2 protein-coding genes and 2 pseudogenes are annotated in these 2,546 nt (G+C 73.4%); 2 read left to right on the top strand and 2 right to left on the bottom strand.

The window, feature by feature from the left end:
- Nucleotides 1-228: pseudogene (locus ACLEQD_RS41210) on the bottom strand (hypothetical protein); the annotation flags it as partial.
- Nucleotides 225-1,484, bottom strand: coding sequence for a hypothetical protein (locus ACLEQD_RS41215; protein ID WP_410391385.1), 1,260 nt, complete (start codon nt 1,482-1,484; stop codon nt 225-227). The gene ACLEQD_RS41215 and the pseudogene ACLEQD_RS41210, both read right to left, overlap by 4 nt.
- Nucleotides 1,485-1,606: 122 nt before the next feature.
- On the opposite strand from ACLEQD_RS41215, the gene ACLEQD_RS41220 reads away from it, so the two are divergent.
- Both ACLEQD_RS41220 and ACLEQD_RS41225 read left to right on the top strand, forming a co-directional pair.
- Complete coding sequence (locus tag ACLEQD_RS41220) at nt 1,607-2,236, top strand: RNA polymerase sigma factor (protein WP_410391386.1); 630 nt, start codon at nt 1,607-1,609, stop codon at nt 2,234-2,236.
- Nucleotides 2,233-2,546 (top strand): annotated as a pseudogene (locus ACLEQD_RS41225) (hypothetical protein); the annotation flags it as partial. The gene ACLEQD_RS41220 and the pseudogene ACLEQD_RS41225, both read left to right, overlap by 4 nt.

The following is a 2,546-nucleotide window of genomic DNA, read 5'->3' on the forward strand; positions in this document are numbered from 1 at the left end:
GCCAGCGCCGCGCCCCGCGCCGCGCAGCCTCGCCACCGTGTCCTCGCGCGACTCCAGGCACGCGTCCGGCAGCGCGGCCACCGCGCGCCGCGTGGCGTCCTCCAGCTCGCGCGCGTCCTCGGACGGCAGGGCCAGCCTCTCGAAGGGCACGAGCACCACGCGCGTCTGCGCGTCGCACGGCGCGGACATCCGCAGCAGCATGAGCAGCAGGGACGCGGGGGGGCTCATGGCACCAGGACCGCGTCGGCCTCGTCCGACGACGGCGTGATGCCGAGGCTCGCCATGTAACCCCGGTAGAAGCGCGGTCCGAACGGCACGGAGAAGAGCTTGTCGCGCAGCGCGTCCTGCACCGCGCCCCGGGCCGCCACGCTCGCGTCGCTCCAGCGCAGGCCGCCCGCGTCCACCACCTCCGACGCCCGGGTGATGGCGAATGGCGCCTCACGGCCGTTGGCCCGGAGGTAGTAGCCGCGCCCCACGGGCAGCGACACCACCAGCGGCCGCTCGCGCTCCTTGTGCAGCTCCACCACGCGGATGCCCCGCGCGTCCTCCACCCACAGCCGGCCCGCCACGCCCGTGGGCACCAGCAGGTAGCCCAGCGACGCGGCGGCCGCCAGGTCCGTCAGGGCGAACGCCCGGTCCAGCGCGGGCGGCTGGATGTACACGCGCGGCTGGCCCCGCATGTCGTCCATGCCCTGGCTGGCGGCGGCCACGAAGGCCCGCAGCTCCGCGTAGTCCACCTTGCCGTCCCCGTTCACGTCCCCCGCGCCCGACAGCGCCGAGCGCACCATGTGGCTGAAGACGCCGGAGCGGATGGCGCTCCACTCGTGGCTCTCCTGCTCCGACGACGTGGACAGCACCACCCCCACCTGGGGGAAGCGCGCCAGCTCGCGGTTGCCCAGGAGGCCCTTCACCGCGTCCGCGTACGCCGGGCCCACCGGCAGCGCGCCGCGCGAGTGGACGAAGAAGTACGAATCACACGCGTCCACGATGAGCTGGAGGAAGGACGCCTTGCTCGGCGCCAGCACCCGCGCGTACAGCTCCGTGCGCGTCAGCGGCCCGTCCAGCAGGCTGACCGACCCTTCACCCGCGGCGCCGCGCTTGCCGTGGCCCACGAAGACGAAGGACAGCACGGGCACCGCGCCCTTCGCCCGGTCCTCCGCCATGCGGCCGTTCAGGCGGGCGAGCGCGTCCCACAGCGCGGCGTGGGTGGGGGCCCGCGTCTTCGCGGCCAGCCCCGGGTGCAGGGCCTGCGTGTCCGCGTCCAGCACGCTCAGCAGCACCACCTCCCGCGAGCGGGGGGCGAACAGCTCGTAGTAGCGGGCGCCGTCGTCGTCCGCGTAGCGCAGGGGGGCCTGGGACGGCTCGGTGCCCGTGTTGCTGGCCACGATGAGGGCGTAGTGCACCTGCTCCGGCGCGGCGCTCGCAGCGGTTCCGGCCAGCAGGAGTACACCCAGGGCCAGGGTCCTGTGAGAGGGCTTTCGCATCAGGGATTGCGCGGTGCGCAGTGCGAAAGAATGCCATGGGGTGCAACCGACAATCCACCGGAGGCCGCTCGCGACAACATGCGGATGACGGGACCGCGACGGACGCGGTAAGCCCTTGAGGGATGGAGTGGGATGACGACACGCTGCGCCGTTTTCGCGAAGGCACCCCGGAGGTGCTGGCGGAGGTGTATCGCGCGCACGCGGAGCCGCTCGCCCGCCTGCTCAAGGCGGCCGCATGGCGGGGAGCCTTCACCCGCCTGAGGAACGCGATGGAGTTGGAGAACACGCTGCTGGAGACCTTCGCCCGCGCCTTCGAGCCGCGCACGCGCGCGGCCTACAACGGCACGCGTCCGTATGCCCACTTCCTGATGGGCATCGCGCGCAACGTGCTGCTGGAGCAGTCGCGCGAGCGCGAGCTGGTGGGCCGGGACGAGGCCTTCGAGGGGCTCACCGAGTCCTCCCCCGAGGACGGCGGGCTGGCGGAGCTGCTGGAGGACCGCGAGGTGGAGGCGCTGCTCGCGGCGTTCAAGGACGGCCTGTCGCGGGAGGAGCACCGGCTGTTCGAGCTGCGCTTCGGCGAGGGCGTGGCCCAGGAAGAGGCGGCCACGGCGCTGGGCCTCACGCGCATCCAGGTGCGGCGGCGCGAGTTCGGGCTGAAGTCCAGGCTGCTGGGGTTCCTCCAGTCGAAGGGGTACCTCGAGGACCTGGAGACGCAGGGCTGGAGCTTCTTCAAGCGGCGGAGTGCGCGATGAGTGGCTGTGACGACCGCCGGATGAAGCAGGCCATGGCCGCCCTCTTCGAGAAGGGCCGGGACGGGCTGGACGCGGACGGCTTCGAGCGCCTGCGCGCGCACCTGGCCACGTGCCCCGACTGTCAGGAGGCGTACACGCGGCTGTCGCGCGTGGAGTCGGTGCTGGAGCAGCGCGCGCTGCCCCAGGCCCGCAGCGCGCTCCTGGAGCAGGCGCTGTTCGCGAGGCTGCGACCGGCCCCCGCGCGGCCGGCGGTGGTGCCGGAGCGCAAGAGGTGGTTCGCGTCCCCGCTCCTCCTGCCCCTGTCGCTGGG

The sequence above is a fragment of the Corallococcus sp. 4LFB genome, from assembly GCF_046520365.1.
Taxonomy (GTDB): domain Bacteria; phylum Myxococcota; class Myxococcia; order Myxococcales; family Myxococcaceae; genus Corallococcus; species Corallococcus caeni.

Bases quoted from the DNA above. Each gene is read 5' to 3' on its own strand.
- ACLEQD_RS41220 (WP_410391386.1), top strand. From the start codon at position 1,607: ATGGAGTGGGATGACGACACGCTGCGCCGTTTTCGCGAAGGCACCCCG.
- ACLEQD_RS41215 (WP_410391385.1), bottom strand. From the start codon at position 1,484: ATGCGAAAGCCCTCTCACAGGACCCTGGCCCTGGGTGTACTCCTGCTG.